Annotated in this window: 21 protein-coding genes; 12 read left to right on the forward strand and 9 right to left on the reverse strand. The window is 56.3% G+C overall.

Translation table 11 applies throughout. The features are described 5' to 3' along the window. Nucleotides 1–145 precede the first annotated feature (145 nt). Nucleotides 146–886 (forward strand): pyruvate formate lyase 1-activating protein, encoded by a 741-nt coding sequence (gene pflA / locus D4100_RS05925; protein ID WP_006320829.1) that lies wholly within the window; start codon nt 146–148, stop codon nt 884–886. Between the two features lie 102 nt (nt 887–988). On the opposite strand, the gene D4100_RS05930 is transcribed toward pflA, so the two are convergent. Together D4100_RS05930 and D4100_RS05935 are read right to left on the reverse strand one after the other, a co-directional pair. Beyond that, on the reverse strand, nt 989–1,951 hold the full coding sequence (locus D4100_RS05930; RefSeq protein WP_119803497.1) for an XRE family transcriptional regulator: 963 nt from the start codon (nt 1,949–1,951) through the stop codon (nt 989–991). Between the two features lie 217 nt (nt 1,952–2,168). After that, nucleotides 2,169–3,320, reverse strand: coding sequence for an MFS transporter (locus D4100_RS05935; RefSeq protein ID WP_119803499.1), 1,152 nt, complete (start codon nt 3,318–3,320; stop codon nt 2,169–2,171). Between the two features lie 178 nt (nt 3,321–3,498). On the opposite strand from D4100_RS05935, the gene D4100_RS05940 reads away from it, so the two are divergent. The 3 genes from D4100_RS05940 (at nt 3,499) to D4100_RS05950 (ending at nt 5,406) form a co-directional block, all read left to right on the forward strand. Next, nucleotides 3,499–3,867: a DUF1801 domain-containing protein gene (locus D4100_RS05940; RefSeq protein ID WP_006320832.1), complete on the forward strand. Its 369-nt coding sequence runs from the start codon at nt 3,499–3,501 to the stop codon at nt 3,865–3,867. A 37-nt stretch (nt 3,868–3,904) separates the two neighbouring features. Continuing rightward, entirely contained in the window at nt 3,905–4,696 is a 792-nt protein-coding gene (locus D4100_RS05945) for an AraC family transcriptional regulator (protein WP_119803501.1), read from the forward strand. Nucleotides 4,697–4,794: 98 nt separating this feature from the next. After that, a complete protein-coding gene (locus D4100_RS05950) occupies nt 4,795–5,406 on the forward strand; it encodes a LysE family translocator (protein WP_119803503.1) in 612 nt (203 codons plus the stop codon). 62 nt (nt 5,407–5,468) lie between these two features. On the opposite strand, the gene serS is transcribed toward D4100_RS05950, so the two are convergent. From serS to lrp, 5 genes are all read right to left on the reverse strand, one after another. Further along, complete coding sequence (serS, locus tag D4100_RS05955) at nt 5,469–6,761, reverse strand: serine--tRNA ligase (protein WP_006320837.1); 1,293 nt, start codon at nt 6,759–6,761, stop codon at nt 5,469–5,471. Nucleotides 6,762–6,870: 109 nt separating this feature from the next. Then, nucleotides 6,871–8,214 carry a replication-associated recombination protein A gene (locus tag D4100_RS05960; RefSeq protein WP_006320839.1) on the reverse strand — a complete coding sequence of 448 codons (1,344 nt, stop codon included), beginning with the start codon at nt 8,212–8,214 and terminating at the stop codon, nt 6,871–6,873. A 7-nt stretch (nt 8,215–8,221) separates the two neighbouring features. After that, on the reverse strand, nt 8,222–8,833 hold the full coding sequence (gene lolA / locus D4100_RS05965) for an outer membrane lipoprotein periplasmic chaperone LolA (RefSeq protein WP_119803505.1): 612 nt from the start codon (nt 8,831–8,833) through the stop codon (nt 8,222–8,224). Nucleotides 8,834–9,031: 198 nt separating this feature from the next. Next, nucleotides 9,032–12,613: a DNA translocase FtsK 4TM domain-containing protein gene (locus D4100_RS05970; RefSeq protein WP_119803507.1), complete on the reverse strand. Its 3,582-nt coding sequence runs from the start codon at nt 12,611–12,613 to the stop codon at nt 9,032–9,034. Between the two features lie 120 nt (nt 12,614–12,733). Continuing rightward, the gene (gene lrp / locus D4100_RS05975) at nt 12,734–13,228 is read right to left on the reverse strand and encodes a leucine-responsive transcriptional regulator Lrp (protein ID WP_004928318.1); all 495 of its coding nucleotides are present in this window, start codon (nt 13,226–13,228) and stop codon (nt 12,734–12,736) included. Nucleotides 13,229–13,899: 671 nt separating this feature from the next. On the opposite strand from lrp, the gene trxB reads away from it, so the two are divergent. The 7 genes from trxB (at nt 13,900) to infA (ending at nt 21,314) form a co-directional block, all read left to right on the forward strand. Continuing rightward, on the forward strand, nt 13,900–14,871 hold the full coding sequence (gene trxB, locus D4100_RS05980) for a thioredoxin-disulfide reductase (protein ID WP_119803509.1): 972 nt from the start codon (nt 13,900–13,902) through the stop codon (nt 14,869–14,871). A 77-nt stretch (nt 14,872–14,948) separates the two neighbouring features. Beyond that, the gene (locus tag D4100_RS05985) at nt 14,949–15,836 is read left to right on the forward strand and encodes a LysR family transcriptional regulator (protein WP_119803511.1); all 888 of its coding nucleotides are present in this window, start codon (nt 14,949–14,951) and stop codon (nt 15,834–15,836) included. 96 nt (nt 15,837–15,932) lie between these two features. Next, on the forward strand, nt 15,933–16,550 hold the full coding sequence (gene gstA / locus D4100_RS05990) for a glutathione transferase GstA (RefSeq protein WP_119803513.1): 618 nt from the start codon (nt 15,933–15,935) through the stop codon (nt 16,548–16,550). A 177-nt stretch (nt 16,551–16,727) separates the two neighbouring features. After that, nucleotides 16,728–18,494, forward strand: coding sequence for a heme ABC transporter permease/ATP-binding protein CydD (cydD, locus tag D4100_RS05995; protein WP_006320854.1), 1,767 nt, complete (start codon nt 16,728–16,730; stop codon nt 18,492–18,494). A gap of 2 nt (nt 18,495–18,496) precedes the next feature. Beyond that, entirely contained in the window at nt 18,497–20,245 is a 1,749-nt protein-coding gene (gene cydC, locus D4100_RS06000; RefSeq protein WP_119803515.1) for a heme ABC transporter ATP-binding protein/permease CydC, read from the forward strand. Nucleotides 20,246–20,263: 18 nt separating this feature from the next. After that, nucleotides 20,264–20,989, forward strand: coding sequence for a leucyl/phenylalanyl-tRNA--protein transferase (gene aat, locus D4100_RS06005; protein WP_006320856.1), 726 nt, complete (start codon nt 20,264–20,266; stop codon nt 20,987–20,989). Nucleotides 20,990–21,095: 106 nt separating this feature from the next. After that, nucleotides 21,096–21,314, forward strand: a complete 219-nt coding sequence (infA, locus tag D4100_RS06010; RefSeq protein ID WP_002211347.1) for a translation initiation factor IF-1 — start codon at nt 21,096–21,098, stop codon at nt 21,312–21,314. A 214-nt stretch (nt 21,315–21,528) separates the two neighbouring features. On the opposite strand, the gene clpA is transcribed toward infA, so the two are convergent. Next, complete coding sequence (gene clpA, locus D4100_RS06015) at nt 21,529–23,808, reverse strand: ATP-dependent Clp protease ATP-binding subunit ClpA (RefSeq protein ID WP_006320858.1); 2,280 nt, start codon at nt 23,806–23,808, stop codon at nt 21,529–21,531. 27 nt (nt 23,809–23,835) lie between these two features. Then, nucleotides 23,836–24,156: an ATP-dependent Clp protease adapter ClpS gene (clpS, locus tag D4100_RS06020; RefSeq protein ID WP_004928347.1), complete on the reverse strand. Its 321-nt coding sequence runs from the start codon at nt 24,154–24,156 to the stop codon at nt 23,836–23,838. A 357-nt stretch (nt 24,157–24,513) separates the two neighbouring features. Here clpS and cspD point away from each other — a divergent pair, with 357 nt between their 5' ends. Continuing rightward, nucleotides 24,514–24,735, forward strand: a complete 222-nt coding sequence (gene cspD, locus D4100_RS06025) for a cold shock-like protein CspD (protein WP_004942590.1) — start codon at nt 24,514–24,516, stop codon at nt 24,733–24,735. Nucleotides 24,736–24,777 lie beyond the last annotated feature (42 nt).

Here is a 24,777-nt window from a genome sequence, read left to right on the forward strand (position 1 = left end):
GTTATCCGGCGTAATAATCGGCCAACAGGAATCGTTCCACCCCAGTCGCCGGGCCCATTCGGTTGCTGCATCGCTGATCCCTGGCCGGCGGTTATGAGCCTACTTTTAGACTGCGTTTGACAGTCAATATTGGAGAACCCCTGCAATGTCAGTGAAAGGCCGCATCCACTCCTTTGAATCCTGTGGCACCGTTGACGGTCCCGGGATCCGCTTTATCGTTTTCTTCCAGGGTTGCCTGATGCGTTGTCTGTATTGCCATAACCGCGATACCTGGGATACCCATGGCGGAAAAGAAGTTACCGTAGAAGAGCTGATGAAAGACACCGTCGCTTATCGCCACTTCATGAACGCATCCGGCGGCGGCGTCACGGCCTCCGGCGGTGAAGCCATTTTGCAGGCCGAGTTTGTCCGCGACTGGTTCCGTGCCTGCCAGCAGGAAGGTATCAATACCTGCCTGGATACCAATGGTTTTGTACGGCGTTACGATCCGGTGATCGACGAGCTGCTGGACGCCACCGATCTGGTGATGCTGGATCTGAAACAGATGAACGACGACATTCATCAAAATCTGGTCGGCGTCTCCAACCACCGCACGCTGGACTTCGCCCGCTATCTGGCGAAGCGCAATCAGCGCACCTGGATCCGTTACGTGGTGGTGCCCGGCTGGTCAGACGATGACCAGTCAACGCACATGCTGGGTGAGTTCACCAGGGACATGACCAACATCGAGAAAATCGAGTTGCTGCCCTATCACGAACTCGGCAAGCATAAATGGGTGGCGATGGGAGAAGAATACAAGCTGGACGGCGTCCATCCACCAAAGGCGGACACAATGGATCGCGTCAAAGGTATTCTGGAAAGTTATGGCCATAAAGTGATGTACTGACGCTTCCTCGAAATCAAGCAAGGGACCCCATTAGGTCCCTTGCAACACATACTAGGCACTACACCTCATTGAGTAACAGAACCGTTATTACTAGATTAGAAGCTATTTCATCCGTAAATCTGACGAGTCCAACTCAAACCCTTCATCGATTCCCAATTTCTTCATTATAGTTGGCAAGACTTGATGAATAACCCTCATTCCTACCAAAAGCTCATTCATATATATATCAGGATGGATACGCGATGAGTTAATACCAAGGCTTTCTGCTTCAGCTTCGTGCCCTAGCTCTCCGCTGGAGCTATAAACCAAGCCAAGAAGTTCAGCTCTTAAAGGAATACCATTCCTGAAGGCTTTCTCTTTAACAAGAGTGAGCCATTCCTCATAATCCTTCTCGACCCGACGCTTAAACACCCCAAAATTAGGTGCAAGCTCATGGTTTACTTCTATTTTAGTCGCGGCAAGGGAGATTAAACATGGCTCGATGTTATCGGCAGCCGTATCAAACAAGGCTAACTCTTCATCAGCAATGAACTCGGCTACATAAGCAACATAAAATCCGTAGACATCATTGAGTGCACTATAAATTTCGAGAATAAGAGCAGAGTAAGGGTTTTCAGCTATCAAATTCCAATGCTCTTCATTCTCCTCATCGTTATCTGTAGCGCTATAGTCGAAATCTAACTCTTTGGGAAACTCTTTAGGTAAAATAACTCCCATTTCCCGAAGCGCTCGCAAAGTCTCACCGCATAAAATGCCCATTTCGTCCGATAATGGATACGTAATATAACCAGTTTCGGCATTTTGTTGAGCCATCTCAGCAAGATGATTGATTAGTCTTTCCCATTTGTTGGCATTGTCTAAAGAACCAGTCCAAAAGACGAGCAAAGGATCTTGGTCGCCGATACCTATGATTGCACGGAATTTATTTTCCATTTCCGGCGATATGTACTCACCTTTTTTCCACTTACTTATTTGACCAGGTGACACCTTGAGACGAGAGGCCAATTCCTTCTGGTTGCAGGATAGAGCCTCTAACGCTAACTGCACGAAAGCTTCACTATTCATTTCTTAATCCTTTCCTTGAAATAATTTAGTAAATAAATAAAATAAGTTACTAAATATAACGATATCAGAAGATGATAGCTAAGGGAATCCAGTGACAAAATAAAAAATTTTCTACTTTTACCCATAAAAAAATCCGAAGTCAGCAAGCTAACTTCGGATTTTTATCATGCAAGAACAGCATCAAATATGGTAAAGAAACACAATATTAGTTTTATATTTAGACAGCAGCGAACGGCGTATGGTGGCGATCTGGCTTTTGCTTTTTCAGCAACATCATCAGATACACCAGCGCAACGGCGGCAATCATCACAAACAGCAAGCGGTCGGAATAATTCTGCATCAACAACGCCGTCATCGACGGGCCAAGCAGGCTGCCGATAGTGTAGCTCATCAGCAGCGCCTGATTCATCGCCACCAACTCATGCGGCAGCGCTTTCTCACAGGCCCAGGACATCGCCACCGGATACAACGTGAAACCGGCACAGCCGAGAATAAACAGCGCCGGCGCCATGGCGGAGTTACCGAGCATCGCCACACTGGCGAGGATCACCACAAACACCTGAATCCGCAGCACCAACAGGCGGCCATAGCGATCGGCCAGGCGCCCTACCGGCCACTGCCCGACAATACCGGAGCTGACCAGCAGCGCCATCCAGTAACCGACGTTGGCGTCGCTCATACCCTGATGGGATAAATACAGCGGCATCAAGCCATAGAGTGAACCAAGGACAATACCGGAGATAATGCAGCCAGTGATGCCCAGCCGCGCGCTGCGGCGTTTCAGCATTGGCCATACCGCCGCCTGCTGCGGTTCGTCATGCTGGCTGTTAACCCGTGCAAACAACATGGGCAGCATGGCGCAGATGATGATGGTGGTCACCCACGGCACCACGTTCAGCAATTCGGTCGATACCAGGCTCAGCAGCAGTTGGCCAATCACGGTACCAAGATAGTAAACCATCATATAGGCCGCCAACAGTTGCCCGCGGTTGGACAGGTTACCGCTGCGCAGCAAGGCACTTTCAACAATCACCCAGATCCAGGCGCAGCCGATGCCGGCAAAGAAACGCCAGCCCATCCAGCTCCAAAAATCGAGCGACAACGCCATACCGGCCGTCGCAACGGCAAACACCACGCAGGCAAGATGATAGCTGCGGGTAAAACCGATGCGCTTGATCAACTTACCCGCTATCAACGTACCTAACAGGTTACCGGTGAAGTAAGAAGAACTCACCATCCCCACCTGGCCGGTTGACAACTGAGCGTGAGTCAACCAAAGAGGAACTAACGTATTCAATACGGCAATAGAAACCGTGAGCAATAACAGGCCACAGAGCAGCAGAAGCACTGGGCGGGAATATGCGGACATAGTGAAATTGAAACCGAGCGCGCGATGAGAGTGCGCGCATCATGCCACTGGCGATAAAAAAGTCAATCCGCTCTTATAGGCTCACCGCACAATTTGTTTCGCTCCCGGCAGCAGGAGCAACGCGGAGCAAAAAGGTCTATGCTGACGGCTGAAGAAATACACTCCCCGGAGAGGCGTGATGAAACAGATTATCGATGATGCCGTCGGCGCATTGTTGGCGGATATAGGCAGCACCCATGATGCACTTCTGGAGGTGGTGCAACGCGTTCGCCATGTGGCCGCTGCCGCCGGTGACGGCGTCAGTGAATCGGTAAAATATGGCGGCATCATGTTTTCACATACGGCGTTTTTCTGCGGCGTGTTCGCCTACAGCGGTCATGTGACGGTTGAATTTGGCCGGGGGTATTTGCTCGAAGACCACCACCGAATGCTGGAGGGCGGCGGTAAGTATCGCCGGCATATCAAGCTTTATTCGCTTGCCGATGTCGAGACAAAACAGCTGGCGGACTACGTCAGGCAGGCCTACGAGCTGGAATCTCCACGCTGAGAGCTGCATGCACCTGCGGCACTTCAAAGGATAGGTGATGAAGAAACGTTCTATTCAGATCGTCCCCAGCAGCCTCCGCGGTATGGAAATGGTGGCGGCGGACACGGATTTTTCCTTTGGGCGCCATACTCACGACCAGTTTGGCATAGGCCTGATGGATCGCGGAGCCCAGAAGTCGCTGAGCGGCCGGGGCCACGTTGAATCATCCGCAGGGGACATCATCACCGTGAACCCCGGAGAGGTGCATGACGGCTCACCCCTCGCCGGGGCCAGGGCCTGGCGCATGATCTACCTTCAACCCGAACAGCTCAATCAATGCTTCGCGGATATCAGCGAAGGCAGATTTACCTCCGGAGAATTCAGCTACCCGGTTTTCAGCAACCCTCAATTGGCTGCCTGCTTTAACCGGCTGTTCTGTGCCGTCACGCAAAATGATGGGCTGGCCGCCGAAGAGTCTCTGCTGGTTATGGCCGCGGCTCTGGCAGAGATCCCGCGTCCCCATTTAGCCTTCCCGCAAGATGGCATTGTGCGCGCACGGGAAATGATTGACGACGAGCCGGACAGCCCACTGACGCTGGCTGAGTTGGCCGCCGAAGCCTGCCTGAGCCAATACCAGCTTTTACGCGGTTTCAAACGCCGCACCGGTCTGACGCCACATGCTTACCTGCTGCAACGCCGCCTGTTGCTGGCGCGCCGACTGATCCTCGCCGGTGACGAGTTGGCCGAGGTGGCCAACGCCTGCGGCTTCGCCGACCAAAGCCACATGACGCGCCTGTTCGTCCGAAGTTTTGGTTACACTCCCGGCTCTTTCTCCCGGCAATCAACCTGAATTTTACCGCTGTAAAGGCGGCTGCAATTTCGTTCAAGACTGCATGGCTCCTGCACCTGAAACTGGGTGCCAATTATCGCCAATAAGGAGCTTTACCCGTGAATGCAGATTTCCTGTTCACCTCATTACTGATCGTTATTTCGCCGGGGACCGGTGCGCTGATTACCTTGACCACCGGGCTGCAGCAGGGTACACGCAGCGCCCTGGTAGCAGCCGCCGGCTGCACCCTGGGTGTATTACCGCATATGCTGGCTGCAGTGACCGGTTTGGCCGCGCTGTTGCAAACCAGCAGCCTGGCCTTTGGCCTGGTGAAGTACCTTGGCGTGGTTTACTTATTGTTCATGGGGTGGCAAACCTTGCGTGAAAAAGGGCCGCTGGCCCTGTCTCAGCCCCATTCACCTTCCACCGATGGCGCCCTGGTGCGCTATGCCGTCGTAGCTAATGCGCTCAATCCCAAATTGTCCATTTTCTTTCTGGCGTTTCTCCCGCAATTTATCACGGCGGGAGAACCACACCCTGTCCGCACCATGCTGATACTTTCTGCGGTATTCGCTGCAATGACGTTCGTTATTTTTTCTCTTTATGGCACCTTTGCCGCACGCGTTCGGCATCGCATCCTGGGGAATGTCCGCGTAATGCACTGGATACGCTGGTCGGTTTCCCTGGCGTTTATCGGTCTGGCCATCAAATTGGCGTTAACCAGCCACTAACCTCGCGCCGATTTTCAGACATAAAAAAAGCGCCCACAGGCGCTTTTTTACTGGTTAGCTTTTCAGCCGATATATTCCAGGCCATTCATGTAAGGGCGCAGAACTTCCGGCACCTGAATGCGGCCGTCTGCCTGCTGGTAGTTTTCCAGCACGGCTACCAACGTACGACCCACGGCCAGACCAGAACCGTTCAGCGTGTGCACCAAACGCGGCTTCTTCTCGGTTTTGCTGCGACAACGCGCCTGCATGCGGCGTGCCTGGAAATCCCACATGTTTGAGCAGGAAGAGATTTCACGGTAGGTGTCTTGCGCCGGCAGCCACACTTCCAGATCGTAGGTTTTGCATGCGCCGAAGCCCATGTCACCGGTACACAGCAAGACTTTACGGTACGGCAGGTTCAGCAGTTGCAGTACCTTCTCCGCATGGCCGGTCAGCTCTTCAAGCGCCGCCATGGAATCTTCCGGGCGAACGATCTGTACCATCTCGACCTTGTCGAACTGGTGCATGCGGATCAAACCACGGGTGTCACGCCCATACGAACCGGCTTCCGCACGGAAACATGGCGTGTGCGCGGTCATCTTCAGCGGCAGGGATTCCTCTTCCAGGATCTCGTCGCGCACCAGATTGGTCAACGGCACTTCCGCCGTTGGGATCAGCGCATAGTTGCTGCTGTCTGACTCTTCTTCCAGGGGTTTGGTATGGAACAGATCATCGCCAAACTTCGGCAACTGACCGGTGCCGTACAGCGTGGCATGGTTGACCAGGTACGGCACGTAGGCTTCCAGATAGCCGTGTTGTTCCGTATGCAGATCCAACATGAACTGCGACAGCGCGCGGTGCATGCGGGCGATCTGCCCTTTCATCACCACAAAGCGTGAACCCGTCAATTTTACCGCTGCGGCGAAATCCAGCCCGCCGGCCATTTCACCCAGATCAACGTGATCGCGCACCTGGAAATCGTACTGGCGCGGCTCGCCCCAGCGGCACACTTCCTGGTTTTCGCTGTCATCTTTACCGTTTGGCACGGCATCGTCAGGCAGGTTCGGCAACGTCAGGGCATAATCGCGGATTTCGGTCTGCAACGTATCCAATGCGGCCTTGGCAGCATCCAGCTTGTCACCCAGTTCGTTCACTTCGCGACGCAGGGGCTCGATGTCTTCCCCGCGCGCTTTGGCCGCGCCGATGGATTTCGATCGGGAGTTACGTTCCGCCTGCAGCGTTTCGGTTTCTACCTGCAGAACCTTGCGGCGCTCTTCTTGCGAACGCAGCAGATCCAGATCGAGTTTAAAGCCTCGGCGAGCCAGTTTGACGGCGACTGCGTCTAGCTCATTACGCAGCAGATTGGGATCGAGCATGCTAATCCTGTGCTTATTGTTATTGAAAGAAAATTTGTCGTTTTATTTGGCTGAATATCAACCGAATAAAGAAAGGGTGATACCCGCTAACCTTACCGCAACGGCAACGCTAGCGGTAGCGTTTTGTCTGGCTATTTTGATCCTGTTCAGCCAGCCACGCCAGCTTTTCACCGATTTTACCTTCCAGCCCGCGCGCGGTTGGATGATAGTAACGAGTCTTGGCCATTTCAGGTGGGAAATAGTCCTCGCCGGCGGCATAGGCGTTGGGTTCGTCGTGTGCGTAGCGATACTCCGCGCCCAGCCCCATTTCCTTCATCAGCTTGGTCGGCGCGTTGCGCAGGTGCTCCGGCACGTCGTAATCGGCCATCTCGCGAGCGTCGCGCATCGCCGCTTTGAAAGCGGTGTACACGGCGTTGCTTTTGGGCGCGCAGGCCAGATAAACGATGGCCTGGGCAATTGCCCGTTCGCCCTCCGCCGGGCCGACGCGGGTAAAGCAATCCCAGGCAGCAATCGCCACCTGCATGCCGCGCGGATCGGCATTGCCGACATCCTCGGACGCAATCGCCAACAGGCGACGCGCCACATACAACGGATCGCCGCCGGCGGTAATAATGCGTGCGTACCAGTACAGCGCGGCATCCGGCGCCGAACCGCGCACCGATTTATGCAGCGCCGAGATCAAATCGTAATAACGGTCACCTTTATTGTCGAAGCGCGCACTGCGCTCACCGGAGACCTCTTTTAGCAATGACGGCGTCAAAACGCGGATGCCTTTGGCGTCGATTTCCGCCATATCCGCCATCATCTCCAGGCTGTTCAGCGCCCGGCGCGCATCGCCACCCACCAACTCCGACAGCATGCGGCGTGTTTCTTCGGGCAACTCGATATTCTGGCCGCCGAACCCCCGGCTATTGTCTTTCATCGCCTGATCCAGCACCTGGCTGATATCTTCGGCGGTCAACGCTTTCAACAAATACACACGGGCACGTGAAAGCAGCGCCGAGTTGAGCTCAAAAGACGGGTTTTCGGTCGTAGCGCCGATAAAGGTGATGGTGCCATCTTCGATATGCGGCAGGAAAGCGTCCTGCTGGCTTTTGTTGAAGCGGTGCACCTCATCGACGAATAAAATAGTGCGGCGACCGGCGTCACGGTTCTGACGTGCGCGCTCGATCGCCTCGCGGATCTCTTTGATGCCGGACGTGACGGCGGAAATCCGTTCGACGTCCGCCTGGCCGTAACGGCCGATCAGCTCTGCCAGCGTCGTTTTCCCGGTGCCCGGCGGCCCCCACAAAATCATAGAATGCAGTTGCCCGGCCTCGATGGCACGCGGCAAAGGCTTGCCGGCAGCCAGCAGGTGTTGCTGGCCGATATACTGCGCCAGCGTGGTTGGCCGCATCCGCGCGGCCAACGGCTGGAACTCATTCTGGGAAAAATCGAGCGACATATTACTCACGCGGACCTCACTGGCGCTGGTCGTCCAGCGTCACCCCCTTCGGCGGGGTAAATTTGAATTTGGTGGCGTCAACAGAGGTATTTTGCTGGCTTTTCAGCGCGTAAGAGCTGCGCTGGCCGTCTTGCTCAACCGCGGCAAAACTGCGGATAGTACCGCTGTTGGTCACGGTGATGGCGAACTGTTTCAGGTTGCCGCTGCTGGATTTTGGCGTCAGCTCAAAATCATCGCCTTTTTGCTTCACATTATACTGTTTCCAGTCGTTGGCATCATTGCGGGTGATTAGCATAAACGGCGTATTGCCGGTGGCGTTTTTCAGCCAGGTGGCCGTTACCTGCTCAACAAAGGGGTTATAGAACCACAAGGTTTGGCCGTCCGATACCAGCACGCTCTCATCAGGTGAGGTCATGTGCCAATTAAACAGGTTCGGGCGTTTCACCCACAGTTCACCTTCGCCCTGCTGTACCGCAGCGCCGTCGCTGCTGGTCACGGTCTGGGAGAAACTGGCGTGGAAACTGTTCACTTTCGCCAGACGACTTTGCAGATCCTGTGCGGCGTCGGCCAGCACAGAAGTGGAAGCGAATCCCGAAAGCAGACAACAGGCAACTAACAGTTTTTTCATTATTCCAGATACCTTATGAAATGCGTTAACCGCAAGGCGGTGCCGTGCGGGTCAAATTAACCCTTAACCCAGGTTACTCTACCCGAGCCACAAGCCGGCAGATAGGCCAATTTTCCGAGAAGCAGAGGGGTTTACGCTTCTTTGCACAAGGGCCGCAAAGCGGCCCTTTATTATTGAATAACAACGATTAAATCTTAATCAGTCATGCCGTGGCGGTGCCAGCACCTCGCGGTTGCCGTTATGCCCTTGCTCGCTGACAATGCCCTGCGCTTCCATCTGTTCGATGATGCGCGCGGCGCGGTTATAGCCGATGCGGAACTGACGTTGTACGCCGGAGATAGAGGCGCGACGTTTATCCACCACAAACTCCACCGCCTGATCAAACAGCGGATCCAGCTCTTCGTCACCGTCCAGACCGCCGCCGGCACCACCCTCACCGTCGTCACCGGCGCTGAGGATACCCTCTTTATATTGAGGCCGCTCACGCGCTTTCCAATCCTTAACCACCGCATGCACTTCCTGATCGCGCACAAATGCACCATGCACACGCACAGGAATGGAGGAGTTAGGCGCCAGATACAGCATGTCACCCATCCCCAGCAGAGATTCGGCACCGCCCTGATCGAGGATAGTGCGCGAGTCAATCTTGCTGGATACGGTAAAGGCGATACGGGTTGGGATGTTGGCCTTGATCAGGCCGGTGATCACATCCACCGACGGACGCTGGGTCGCCAGCACCAGGTGGATCCCCGCTGCACGCGCTTTCTGCGCCAGACGAGCGATCAGTTCCTCAACCTTCTTGCCCACCGTCATGATCAGATCGGCGAATTCATCCACCATCACCACGATGTAAGGTTCTTTCTCCAACACCGGCGGCGTAATGTCCATGCTGTCGGTCGGCTTCCAGAAAGGATCCGGGATCGGGCGCCCCATCGCTTCAGCCTGATCGACGCGTTCGTTATAACCGGCCAGGTTACGCACACCCAACGCAGACATCAGTTTGTAGCGACGCTCCATCTCGGCGACACACCAACGCAAGGCGTTGGCGGCGTCTTTCATATCGGTCACAACGTCCGTCAGCAGGTGTGGAATGCCTTCATAAACCGACAGTTCCAGCATTTTCGGGTCAATCATGATAAAGCGCACTTCTTTCGGTGTGGCCTTATACAAGATGCTCAGGATCATGGCATTGACCCCAACCGACTTACCGGAACCCGTGGTACCCGCCACCAGCAGGTGTGGCATTTTAGCCAAATCGGCCACCACCGGCTCACCGGAAATGTCTTTACCCAGAACGATCGCCAGCGGCGACGGATTGTCGCGGAACGCTGGGCAATCCAGCACTTCGCGCAGATAAACCGTCTGACGTTTAACGTTAGGCAGCTCCAATCCGACATAAGGTTTGCCGGGGATGACCTCTACCACGCGCACCGCGGAGGTTGACAGCGAGCGCGCCAGATCGCGTGACAAGTTGGAAATGCGTGCGGCCTTGACCCCCGGCGCCAAATCCAGCTCAAAGCGGGTAATGACCGGCCCCGGCAGAATATCCACCACGTCGGCTTTCACCCGGTAGTCGGCCAAACTCGCTTCCACCAAACGCGCCTTTTGCTCCAGCGCGAAGGTATCCACCGGCTCCACCTCTTTCGGGGCTTCGGTCAGCAGATCCAGCGTCGGCAACGGCGTGGTCGGTTTCTGCAGCGGTTGATCGTTACGCATCAGGAACGGGTGGATCAGGCTGTCCATTGCCGGCTGCTGCGGTGCGGCCGGGGCCGGTTGCGCTGCAGGCTGCTGATAGGATGGCGGCTGCTGTGGTTGCTGGTAAGCCGGCTGAGCGGGCTGTTGATAAGCAGGTTGAGCCGGCTGGTATGACTGCGCCGCCGGAGCCTGAGACTGCGGCGAATAAGCCGGTGCAGCAGGCTCAAACTGGCCAAAGGGAACATCGTCTTCACGTTCGCTTTGCTGCTCAATACGTTCTTCAAGCTGCGGCGACAGAGTGAACAAGGGTTCGCTCGGGCTATCGTCGACCAAATCATCCATCGGCGAGAAACTGAACGCGTTGCGAGTATCTACCGGATTGGCGATTGGCGATGATTGCACAGGTTCCTGCTCGCCATAACGAGCCTGCTGCTGCTCGGCGAATGCCTGACGCAACGCAGCTTCCTGCAGCGCCTGCTCATCATCCTGATTATCCTGCGGATATTCTTCGCCGTAACGCTGGCTTTGCTGTTCGGCAAACGCCTGACGCAACGCCGCTTCCTGCAAGGCTTCGTCATCTGGCTGGTGGCTATCCGCATTCTGCAGAGGTTGATCTTCGCGGGGACGCTGTTCCTGCTCGGCTACGCGTTGCGAAGGCAACTTGATGCCGTAAGAAGCCAGCTCGCGCCGGGTAGGAATACGCACCGGATTCGGCCGCGGCAATTCAGGGCCGATACCCTGTTTCACCTGAGAGTTAGCGTCGCTGGTGGCCGTAAAGGCCGGCATAAAGGTATTGGCGGCAGCGGCACCGACAACGGCCGCCGCTGCGGCTTCCGCCTGCGGTTTCACGCTGCCAAATGACGTAACGTCAGGCTCACCGGCACTGAAGCCGGTAGAGGTGCCAACGTCAACGCTGTCGCGCTGAGCCGCAGAAAAATCAAACGGGGAACGATCGCGCGGCTGAGATATGGCCGGAGCTTCCCAATTGCCCATACGCGGTTCATCATCGTCCCGGTAAGGATCCGCCGGGCGCGTCACTTTCGGCGCTGGCGTCTCTTCAGGGATTTCAAACGAATACAGCGGTGGCGCAGCGTTTTCCGCCGCAGCGCTCATCGGATGTTGGTTCACCGTGGCAGGGCTCGCTGGCGCTGCCGTTACCGCAGGTGCCGCCACCGGAGCCGCTATCGGCGCGGGAGCAGGCGTTACCGGCGTGCTGACAGCCGCCGGCGCGACAGGTACCACATCGGCGTCGTCGTTAGCTCGCAAGCCGTTGAGCAGAGGATCGTCAGCCTCGTCTGCCGCTGCTTTGGCGGCATCCGTTACCGAAGGTGCAGAGAACAGCACGTCGTCTTCCGCCGCGTTGGCCGCGGCCGCAGAGGCAGCTACAGCAACCGCAGCTCCCTTCCCTGCCTGCTCCGGTTCATCATCGACGTAGCGATCGTCATCGTCGTGATAACGTTCATCACGACGTGAACGGTTGGTCATGAAGGTGGCCGTACCCAGCACCACACCGCCGATTCTCTCGGCGATAACCAGCCAGGACCAGCCGGTAAACAGCGTGAGTCCTGCAGCCCATACGCACAACAATGCCAGCGTTGCGCCAATGCCGTTGAACCACGGCAGCATGGCGTTGCTCAGCAAGCTGCCGATAACGCCGCCGGAAGCGAAGTAATAGAGATCGTCGACATTCAGTGCCGCCAGGCCACACGAAGTGAGCACCAGCGCCAGCGTGCCGATAAGGCGCAGTGAGAGCGCAAAATAGTCGATGTAATCGCCGCTGTCGCGCTGACGGTAGGCCGTCCAGCACAAAACCAGCATGATCGGCGGTATCGCGTAAGCGAGTACCCCGAAAGTGAAGAACAGTGTGTCGGCCATCCAGGCTCCGACGCCACCACCCAGGTTATGAATCGGCTCATGCCACGCGGTCTGCGACCAGCTTGGGTCAGACGGATTGAAACTGACCAAGGCAGCCATGAGGTAAATGGCAAAAATCGCTACCACGATCAACACAGCTTCAAGCAAACGGCGGCCACTGCTGAGTTTTTTCAGGGTAACTTCTTTATCTTCTGTATATTCCTGGCTCAAGAAAGGCTCTCCAGGTTCCTGTTAGCTGACATAGCAACAGCGCCGAGAAGCTTCCCCGGCGCCGAAACTGTATGAATAAACAGGAGTGTAACCAATTTAATCAGGTTTTGCACCTGCACCTTACCGTGTTTTGATAACCAGACGGTTACTCTGTTTGACTTCTTCCATGACCACGTATGTACGGGTGTCGTTAACCCCCGGCAGACGCAGCAAGGTTTCACCGAGCAACTTACGGTAAGCCGACATATCCGGCACGCGGGTTTTCAACAGATAGTCGAAATCACCGGACACCAGATGACACTCCTGAATTTCTTCAAGCTTTTGAACTGCTGAGTTAAATTGCTCAAACACATCCGGCGCGCCGCGGTTCAACGTGATTTCCACGAAAACCAGCAGAGACGCATCCAGATAATGCGGGTTGAGCAAGGCGGTATAGCCATGAATAAAACCCTGGCGCTCGAGGCGGCGCACGCGTTCTAAACATGGGGTTGGGGATAACCCCACGCGCTTCGAAAGCTCAACGTTCGAAATACGCCCATCCTTCTGTAACTCGTTCAGGATATTGCGGTCGATACGGTCGAGATCTTTACCCGGGCGTTTCTTATTGTCTGCCATTATTATTGTCTCTCTTATTTTCTTCCCTGCACTTGCCACACCCTAGCTAACGTCAATGTGTAAGGGCTTGTTCCAAGCGAAGACCCGATGCCTGTTATATGCTTCACTACCATCATTCAAAGTTGTGCAGCCTGTCTGTCCACCCTGCACAACGAATTCAAATGACGTTCATCTCAAGAAGGAAATTGCCATTCGCTAACGCTATGTTCCCCTCACCTGCTGCTGTCTGCTTAGACAATGGCGCAAAACTCTGCACTACCGCCGCAAATACGTACGATTTACTGCCGGTAGGGGGATAATTTCTTCTTCCTATGATGTTTTCGCAAATGCGCAGCGGATTGTCAAAGTAAAAGAAGCAAAATCAGAAGAACCTGCCGTCATGAAAAGTTAGCCCCCCATTTTTAGTTATGAATCGCTGGCTTGAATCCCGCAGAGCAAAGCGGCTTAAACCCGGTAAATGTAGTGTCTCAGGCAGAATGAACGCCTCACGCCGGCAAGAGGCTTCCATAAGTTAAATTGCTGCGTTTTACGCTCGCTTTGGCGGCAAAATAATAATTAATAGGTCATGGCTATCAAACAAATCGTTAACAACAGCCGCTGATGCTTTTTTTAATGCTGCATTTTCCCTACAATCGGTTTCATTGTCCGCATTGTGGGAAAAGAGGGTATTCATGGGCACGGCTAAACATAGCAAATTACTGATCCTGGGTTCCGGCCCCGCCGGCTATACCGCCGCGGTTTACGCAGCGCGCGCAAACCTGAGCCCGGTATTGATTACCGGTATGGAACAAGGTGGTCAGTTGACCACCACGACCGAAGTGGAAAACTGGCCGGGCGACGCCGAAGGCCTGACCGGCCCGGCATTGATGGAGCGCATGCGCGAGCACGCAGAAAAATTCCAGACCGAGATCGTGTTCGATCACATCAACAGCGTTGATCTGCAGAACCGTCCGTTCCGCCTGTTTGGCGACAGTGGTGAATACACCTGCGATGCACTGATCATCGCCACCGGCGCGTCCGCCCGTTACCTGGGCATGCCTTCTGAAGACGCCTTCAAAGGCAAAGGCGTTTCCGCCTGCGCCACCTGTGACGGTTTCTTCTATCGCAATCAAAAAGTCGCGGTAGTCGGCGGTGGCAATACCGCCGTGGAAGAAGCGCTGTATTTGTCCAACATCGCCGCCGAAGTTCATCTTATCCACCGCCGCGACAGCTTCCGCTCAGAGAAGATCCTGATCGACCGGCTGATGGAGAAAGTGAAAAACGGCAACATCGTGCTGCATACCGACCATACGCTGGACGAAGTGCTGGGCGATCAAATGGGCGTTACCGGCGTACGCATTCGCAGCACCAAAGCGGAAAATGCCACGCAGGAACTGGCAGTGGCCGGCGTCTTTATCGCCATCGGGCACAGCCCGAACACCAGCATTTTCGGTGGTCAACTGGAGCTGGAAAACGGCTATATCAAAGTTCAGTCCGGTATTCACGGCAACGCCACCCAGACCACCATTCCTGGCGTATTCGCCGCGGGTGACGTGATGGACCATATCTACCGTCAGGCGATCACCTCCGCCGGCACCGGCTGTATGGCGGCGCTGGACGCCGAGCGTTATCTGGACGGCATCGCTGACGCAGAAGTGCTGTAACGGCACGCTCTGTTATCCTGAAAAGCGGCGCTTCAGCCGCTTTTTTTGTACCTTGAATATGAGCGGACAGGCATAGGATGCAAAACCTTCTCCATTGGCGCTTGCTGGTCGCCGTGGCCGACAGCGGCAAAATTACGCTGGCGGCAAATCAATGCGGCATGACCCAGTCCGGTGCCAGCCAGGCTATCGCCCAGTTAGAGGACGCCCTGAATACGCCGCTGTTCGTCCGCCTGCCGCACAGCGTTACGCTGACACAAAGCGGTGAGAGGATTGTCGCCCACGCCCGCACTATGCTGGCCGAACTCGATGCGATCCAAAGCTATGCGCTGCAGGCAAAAAGCGCGCATTCGGGCAAGATTCGCCTGGCCAGCTTTCCCTCGGCATTTGCCCTCCTGCTACCGCCGTTATTGCGTAAATTCCGCCGCCGCTACCCTGCGATTGAACTGGTTCAGTTGGAAGGCACCGACCGGGAAGTGGAGAACTGGCTGGCACTGGAAACCGCCGACGTCGGCGTAGTGCTGAACCCGAAAGGCGAAAGACAAAGCTACCCCCTGGGAGAAGATCTGTGGCTTGCGGTTACCGCCAGCGCCCACCCGCTGGCCAGAGGCCGGCAACCGGTGGATTTCAGGGTACTGGCCGGGTTGCCCTTTGTGCTGGCTACCGGTGGCTGTAGCCTCAATGCGCAACTGTTGGCACAGCAGGCAGGTATTACGCTGGCCGACGTACGCGTAACCGTCAGCGACTGGAACACCGCACTGACGCTGGTGCGCGAAGGCGTCGGCGTTTCGTTGATGCCTGCGTCGGTGATACCGACCGATGCCGCCGGCATTTGCGCTTTGCCGTTGAGCGTCCCGCTCTACCGTTATTTTAGCCTGGTCTGTTCGTTCACTGGCGCAAGTTCTGCACCGGTACAAACCCTGTTGGATTACCTGCGAGATCATCTGCCGCAGCCTGTCAGTAGCTGAACTGATGACGGGTTTCTGACATTCTAATTTTTCTGCAGGCAACACCGGCGGCATGCTGTCGGTTAAGCGATATCGCTTTTTGCCTCAGGAACTTTCATGAAACTCTATTTTGCGCCCGACACCTGTTCGCTATCCCCGCATATTGTCCTGCGGGAGCTGGAATTGCCGTTTGAACTTATCCGGGTGAATAACCGCAGCAAACGCACCGCCGACGGCAGTGATTTTTACCGGATCAATCCCAAGGGTTATGTCGCAGCCCTGATGCTGGAAGATGGCCGCGTGATTACCGAAGGTGCAGCCATCGTGCAATATCTGGCGGATTTGTGCCCTGACGCCGCGCTGGCCCCTCCCTGCAATGCCTTCGAGCGGGTGCGTTTGCAGGAATGGCTGAATTTCATCACCGCCGAGATCCACGCCGGAGCCAGCCCGCTATTCAATGCCACCCTACCGGAAGAGGTCAAAAGTCTGTTTCGCGACAAGCTGCGCCGCCGCCTCGATTATGTCGCTCAGGCGCTGGACGGGCAGAGTTTCCTGTTGGGTGAAGGCTTTAGCGTGGCGGATGCCTATCTGTTTACCGTACTGCGTTGGATGGCCCAATTTTCCATCGAGTTAAAATGCTGGCCCTCGTTAACCCGGTATATGGCGCAGATCGGCCAGCGTAAATCGGTGCAGGCCGCCCTGGCGGCGGAAGCGGCCAGCCAGGAGGTGAAATAACTCTCGTGACCAGAGTCTGTCATAGGGATATTTGACCGCTTTATTATTTTCAGTCTGCCGGGCGAAGAGGTAACATTGGCCTTCGCTTGTTCGCTTCAGGTTGAGGCAAACACTTTTTTTAACAGTACGTTAACCTTGCCTGTAACAACAGGCGCCGGCGACGCAGACTCATATCTGATGAAAAAAACCAGACAGCAACAGTTAACCCGTTGGCTCAAAACTCAGAGCGCGTTGGCGCAGCGTTGGCTGCGCCTTTCCATGCTGTTGGGGCTGATAAGCGGCATTTTGATTGTCGTGCAGGCATGGCTGTTGGCCGCCCTGCTCCACGCCCTGATTATCGAACACGCCCCGCGTGAACAATTGATCCCCTCGTTTATCTGGTTGGCCGCCACCTTCGCGTTGCGTGCGTTGTTGAGCTGGCTGCGTGAACGCGTCGGTTTTATCTGCGGCCAGGTGATCCGCCAGCGTATGCGCCGGCAGGTGCTGGACAAACTGCAACGGCTCGGCCCCGCCTGGATACAGGGTAAGCCGGCAGGCAGTTGGGCCAGCATCATCGTTGAGCAGATCGAAGACATGCAGGATTATTACTCCCGCTATCTGCCGCAGATGTATCTGGCGGTGTTTATCCCGTTGCTGATCCTGATTACCGTCTTCCCGATTAACTGGGCCGCCGGCCTGATTCTGTTGACTACTGCCCCACTGATCCCGCTGTTTATGGCGCTGGTCGGCATGGGCGCAGCCGACGCCAATAGGCGCAACTTTGTGGCGCTAGCGCGGCTGAGCGGCAACTTCCTCGATCGTCTGCGCGGGCTGGATACGCTGCGCCTGTTTAACCGGGCGGAAGCGGAAACCGCGCAGATCGCCAAATCGTCCGAGGATTTCCGCAGCCGCACCATGGAAGTGCTGCGGCTGGCGTTCCTGTCATCGGCGGTGCTGGAGTTCTTTGCCTCCATCTCCATCGCCGTGGTGGCGGTCTATTTTGGCTTCTCCTTCCTTGGAGAACTGAATTTCGGCAGTTACGGCACCGGCGTTACGCTGTTTGCCGGCTTCCTGGTGCTGATTCTGGCACCGGAGTTCTTCCAGCCGCTGCGCGATCTGGGCGCTTTCTATCATGCCAAAGCGCAGGCCGTGGGGGCCGCAGAAGCGTTGGAAACCTTCCTCGGCGCCGAAGGCGAGCAAAGGGGCAACGGCACGCAGGAGCTGAATACCGATGCGCCACTGGAGCTAAAAGCGCAGGATCTGGAAATTCTGTCGCCGAACGGCGTGCTGCTGGCCGGCCCTATCAGCTTCACCCTGCCCGCACACCAGCGCATTGCCCTGGTCGGGCTGAGCGGTGCCGGCAAAAGCTCGTTACTGAATCTGCTGCTCGGCTTCCTGCCCTATCGCGGTTCACTGACGGTCAACGGCACCGAGTTGCGCGAGCTGGCAGCAGAAGGCTGGCGTCGACAGCTCGGCTGGGTGGGGCAAAACCCGCACCTGCCGGCGCAAACGCTGCGGGCAAATATTCTGCTGGGCCACCCGCAAGCGAGTGAAGCCCAATTGCAACAGGCCGTAGAACAAGCTTACGTCAGCGAGATCCTGCCGCATTTGCCGCAGGGGCTGGACACTGAGGTCGGCGATAGCGCCGCACGGCTGTCCGTCGGCCAGGCGCAACGCGTGGCGGTCGCCCGGGCGCTCATCAGCCCACGCCGTTTACTGTTGCTGGATGAGCCGGCAGCCAGCCTCGACGCGCACAGCGAACGACGGGTCATGCAGGCGCTCAACGCCGCCTCGCATCAACAAACTACCCTGCTGGTCACCCACCAGTTGGAAGATACCGAAGAATACGACCAGATCTGGGTCATGGAAGGCGGGCGGATCGTGCAGCAAGGCGATTACGCCACGCTGAGCGCCCAACCGGGGTTGTTCGCCAATCTGATCGCACACCGCAGCGGGGATCTATAATCATGCGCGTTTTGCTGCCGTTCCTGGCGCTATACCGTCGTCACAGCCTGCTGATCTGCCTGGGCATCCTGCTGGCCATTGTCACGCTGCTGGCCAGTATCGGCCTGCTGGCGCTTTCCGGTTGGTTCCTCGCCGCATCGGCGCTCGCCGGGCTGGCGGGCCTGTTTACCTTCAACTACATGTTGCCTGCTGCCGGCGTGCGGGGCGCGGCGATCTTCCGCACTGCCGGGCGCTATGCAGAGCGTGTGGTCAGCCACGACGCCACCTTCCGCGTTCTTTCTCATCTGCGGGTGTTTACCTTTAAAAAGATCCTGCCGCTGTCACCGGGCGGCATTGCCCGTTTCCGGCAGGCCGATCTGCTTAACCGGCTGGTGGCGGACGTCGATACGCTGGACCATCTGTATCTGAGGGTGATCTCGCCGCTGGTCAGCGCAGCAGTCGTGATCATCGTGGTCACCTACGGTCTCAGTTGGCTGGACAGCACGCTGGCCCTGACGCTGGGTGGTATTTTGTTGCTGCTGTTGCTGCTGATACCACCGTTATTTTACCGCGCCGGCAAGCCGATTGGCGGCCAACTGACCGCCCTGCGCGGCCAGTACCGCACCGATCTGACCGCCTGGCTGCAGGGCCAGGCCGAGCTGGTGGTGTTTGGCGCAGTCAACGATTTCCGCGCCGGTCTGGATGCCACCGAGCGGCACTGGCAGCGTCGTCAGTGGCAGCAGGCTTCGTTGGGCGGAACGGCGCAAGGGGTGATGATTCTGGCCAGCGGCCTGACGGTAACGTTGTTGCTGTGGCTCACCGCCGGTGGCATAGGTGGCGATACCCAACCCGGCGCGCTGATTGCGCTGTTCGTGTTTGCCGCGCTGGCCTCGTTCGAAGCGCTGATGCCGGTCGCGGGCGCCTTCCAGCACCTCGGCCAGGTCATTGCTTCTGCTACACGGGTGAAACAGGTTATCGATCGGCAGCCGGAGGTCACCTTCCCGGCCGGCGGCCCGGCGGCTGGGAACGGCGCTGCGTTAAGCCTGCAACAGCTCACCTTTACCTATCCCGGCCAACCTCTGCCGGTGTTGCAAGACGTCACGCTGGAGATTGCCGTCGGCGAACACATTGCGCTGCTCGGGCGCACCGGCTGCGGTAAATCGACCCTGCTGCAACTGTTAACCCGCGCCTGGAACGCCGATAGCGGCAGTATTCTGCTCAACGGCCAGCCGCTCAGCGCCTATGATGAAACTACGCTGCGCCAGATGACCACCGTCGTCAGCCAGCGGGTGCATATTTTCAGCAACACGCTGCGGGAAAACCTGCGTATCGCTGCCCCGGAGGCGACCGATGAACAGTTACGCGACGTACTATGCCAGGTCGGGCTGGAAAAATTGCTGGAAAACGAAGGGCTGAACGCCTGGCTGGGGGATGGCGGCCGCCAGCTTTCCGGCGGAGAACAACGTCGCCTGGGTATTGCCCGCGCGTTGTTGCATCAGGCGCCTCTGCTGTTGCTCGACGAACCGACCGAGGGGCTGGACGCCGAAACCGAACAGCAGATCCTGGCGCTGTTGCGCCGGCACTGCCAGGGCAAAACGCTGATCCTGGTGACTCACCGCCTGTATGGGCTCGAGCATCTTGACCGCATCTGCGTGATGGACGGCGGCCGGATTGTCGAACAGGGCGACCACCTTACCCTGATGCGCCAGCAAGGGCGTTATGCCCGTTTCCGCCAGCGTATCAGTGGGATACCCCTTGAAAATGGCCTGTAGAGGACGCTGAGACCTTTTATGCGTATTGTTAAGCTGTCACCGCAGTCACTCGCGTTTCCCTCGCCAGAGGGCGCACTGCGCGATCCTAACGGGCTGCTGGCCATTGGCGGTGACCTGACGGCGCCGCGTTTGCTGGCCGCCTATGAGCGAGGTATCTTCCCCTGGTTTTCGCCGGGGGAAGCCATTTTATGGTGGTCGCCTGACCCACGCGCCGTGTTGTTCCCGGCGCAATACCATATCAGCCGTAGCCTGAAACGCTTTCTGAGCCGCAATCCCTTTCGCATTACGCTGAACCACGACTTTGCTGCGGTGATTGCCGCCTGTGCCGATCGGCCGCATGAAGGCACCTGGATCGGCCCGGAGGTACAGCGCGCCTATTTGCATTTGCACCGACTCGGTCTCGCTCATTCAGTCGAGGTATGGCAGGGTAAAACGTTGGTTGGCGGTATGTACGGCGTGGCGCAGGGCGCGCTGTTCTGCGGCGAATCGATGTTTAGCCGCACCACCAACGCCTCCAAGTGCGCGCTATTGGCTTTTTGTCGGCATTTTGCCGCTTATGGCGGAGAATTGATTGACTGTCAGGTGCTTAACGCTCACACTGCCACGCTGGGAGCGAGAGAAATCCCCCGCCGCCAATTTTTACAGCAGCTCAGTAACCTTCAGCGCAAGCCGTTAGCACCGGAATGCTGGGCCGCGCAAGTCTTACCCCCACAGCAGGCTGAACCACCCTCCCCAACAAACTAATTTTGCGGAAACGGTGCAATGTTCACCGACACGTCTTTACATAATGTGGGTTTTTCGGCATTATCTTGCCGGTTAAAAACTAAGGTAGTTAGACCTAGAGGATTCGATGGCCAAAGAAGACAATATTGAAATGCAGGGCACCGTTCTTGATACGCTGCCGAACACTATGTTCCGCGTTGAATTGGAAAACGGGCACGTAGTAACCGCACATATCTCCGGTAAAATGCGTAAGAACTACATCCGCATCCTGACGGGCGACAAAGTCACTGTAGAGCTGACCCCGTACGACCTGAGCAAAGGCCGCATTGTCTTCCGTAGCCGTTAATCGGCTCACTCGTCGCCAGCCAATGGCGGCACCGAGGATGTAACCCCTCCGGAGCCCTTTCCGTTTACCCCCGTAGCAACGTTCAACATCGAGTTGCAAGAGCGCAGGTAAACCGAGAGGGCTCGCTCATTTCTGTAGCGGTGATGAAATACTTTCACCCATAAAAAAAGCGATGCCGAAGCATCGCTTTTTCATTATCTGGACTGGCCGGCCTTTAGTGCACCGCGCCTTCATCCGCTTTGCGTTTCTGCGCACTGAGGAAGTGGTACGTCAGTTTCTGGTTGTCCTTGTCCAGCTCGACCTTCACCGAGCCACCGTCCACCAATGAACCGAACAGCAGTTCGTTGGCCAGCGGTTTCTTCAGGTTTTCCTGCATCACACGCGCCATCGGACGAGCGCCCATCGCACGGTCATAGCCTTTCACCGACAGCCAGTCGCGCGCTTCGTCGCTCACTTCCAGCGACACGCCCTTCGCATCCAGCTGTGCCTGCAGTTCGACAATAAACTTATCGACAACCTGCTGGATCACCGTAGTCGACAGATGGTTGAACCAAAGAATGTTGTCCAGACGGTTACGGAACTCCGGCGTGAACACTTTTTTGATCTCTTCCATCGCATCGGTGCTGTTGTCCTGCTGAACCAGGCCAATCGATTTACGTTCTGTTTCACGTACCCCGGCGTTGGTGGTCATCACCAGGATCACGTTGCGGAAGTCCGCCTTGCGACCGTTGTTATCGGTCAGGGTACCGTTGTCCATAACCTGCAACAGCAGGTTGAACACATCCGGATGCGCCTTCTCGATTTCATCCAGCAACACCACCGAATGCGGATGTTTGAGCACCGCATCGGTCAGCAGCCCGCCCTGATCGTAACCGACGTAGCCCGGAGGCGCGCCAATCAAGCGGCTGACGGTATGACGTTCCATATACTCGGACATGTCAAAACGCAGCAGTTCGATATCCATCGCCTTCGCCAATTGCACCGTCACCTCGGTTTTCCCGACGCCGGTTGGCCCGGCAAACAGGAAGGAACCGACAGGCTTGCGATCGTGGCCCAGGCCCGCACGGCTCATTTTGATCGCTTCGGTCAGCGCTTCGATCGCCTGATCCTGACCAAACACCAGCATTTTCAAACGGTCGCCCAAACTTCTCAGCACATCGCGATCGCTTGCCGACACGGTTTTTTCCGGGATACGCGCAATACGCGCAACCACGGACTCAATGTCCGCAACGTTGACGGTTTTCTTGCGCTTGCTGATCGGCATCAGCCGGCTGCGAGCGCCCGCCTCGTCGATCACGTCGATAGCCTTGTCCGGCAGGTGGCGGTCGTTGATGTACTTCACCGACAGCTCAACCGCCGCACGCACCGCCTTGGCGGTATAACGCACGTCATGGTGCGCTTCGTACTTGGTTTTCAGACCGTTGATGATCTGAATGGTCTCTTCCGGCGTCGGCTCGGTAATGTCGATTTTTTGGAAGCGACGGGCCAACGCACGGTCTTTTTCGAAAATGTTGCTGAATTCCTGATAGGTGGTGGACCCAATCACCCGGATCTTGCCGCTGGAGAGCAGCGGTTTGATCAGGTTGGCCGCATCCACTTGCCCGCCGGAAGCCGCACCGGCACCGATGATGGTGTGGATTTCATCGATAAACAGGATGCTGCTCTTGTCCTGCTCCAGCTGTTTCAGCAACGCCTTGAAGCGTTTCTCGAAGTCGCCGCGGTATTTGGTGCCTGCCAGCAGCGAACCTATGTCCAGAGAATACAGCGTGCAGTCCGCCATCACTTCCGGGACGTCGCCCTGCACGATGCGCCAGGCCAGCCCTTCGGCAATGGCGGTTTTACCCACGCCGGACTCGCCGACCAGCAACGGGTTATTTTTACGGCGACGGCACAGCACCTGAATAGCGCGCTCCAGCTCAGGATCGCGGCCAATCAGGGGATCGATACCGCCCACACGGGCCAACTGGTTGAGGTTGGTGGTGAAGTTTTCCATACGGTCTTCCCCTCCGGACTGCTCTTCGTTCACCGGGTTTTCCGCATTTGGCGCTTGGCCCGGCTCGTCTTTACGCGTGCCATGTGAAATGAAATTCACTACGTCAAGACGGCTGACGTCGTGTTTGCGCAGCAGGTAAGCCGCCTGCGACTCCTGCTCGCTGAAAATCGCCACCAGCACGTTGGCGCCGCTGACTTCGCTGCGGCCGGAAGATTGAACATGGAATACGGCACGCTGCAGCACACGCTGGAAACTTAGCGTCGGCTGAGTGTCGCGCTCTTCTTCGCTGGCAGGCAGCGTCGGCGTGGTTTGTTCGATAAAGGCTTCCAGCTCCTGGCGCAGTGCGGCCAGGTCTACCGTACATGCCTCGAGCGCCTCTCGCGCGGCAGGGTTGCTGAGTAATGCCAGCAACAGGTGCTCCACGGTCATAAACTCGTGTCTGTGCTCACGCGCTCTGGCGAAAGCCATGTTGAGACTGAGTTCCAGTTCTTGATTGAGCATAAGCACCTCCCCAATAGTTGCCAAAATCTAGGCTTTTTCCAGCGTACAGAGCAACGGATGCTCGTTCTCCCTGGCATAACGGTTCACGTGTACGACCTTGGTTTCCGCCACCTCGGCGGTAAAAACACCGCAGATCGCCTTGCCTTGATAGTGGACCGTGAGCATCAGTTGCGTTGCACGTTCAATATCATAAGAAAAGAACTTTTGCAGAACGTCAATCACAAATTCCATCGGTGTGTAATCGTCGTTGTTAAGTATAACTTTATACATAGACGGCGGTTTTACCGCATCGATTTGTTTTTCTTCGGCCAAGTGTTCAAAATTTAGCCAATCGTTGTTATTGCCCATTGCTGCTCATCTTCTCTGCTCTGTCCTCTGATATGGGGACGGGTTCCGGTTATTCAAAGTGGGGGATCATTACTATTTTATCATCTACGCCATCATCTCGCCGTACTGGAACGTGCGCAAAAATCTCTGACAAATTGTTACCAAACAATGTCAATAGCGTTAACTGCTTCAAACTTTGATGAACTGCCTCCTGCGGACAAAAGCCGATCCCTTGACGTGATGATCATTTGCTCTAGAGTGTAAATTCGTGAGCTGGCGGTCTTTTAACCACCCTGGGCTCATCTGCTACCTGCCTTTGGCGGGTGCGAATTCAGTTATTCATCTCACCTAAAATAGCGTTGCGAGGGATGTAAAAGCATGGAGACGGGTACTGTTAAATGGTTCAACAACGCCAAAGGGTTTGGTTTTATCTGTCCTGAAGGCGGCGGCGAAGACATATTCGCCCATTATTCAACGATTAAGATGGATGGGTACAGGACACTGAAAGCCGGCCAACAGGTCAGTTTTGACGTGCACCAAGGGCCAAAAGGGAACCATGCGAGTCTTATTGTGCCACTGGAAAGCGAGGCACTGGCCTAAACACGGGTGCAGAGCCTGCCTAAAGCAGTCCGCTAAAAATGC

It is taken from the genome of Serratia inhibens, from assembly GCF_003591175.1.
Classification (GTDB): Bacteria; Pseudomonadota; Gammaproteobacteria; order Enterobacterales; family Enterobacteriaceae; genus Serratia; species Serratia inhibens.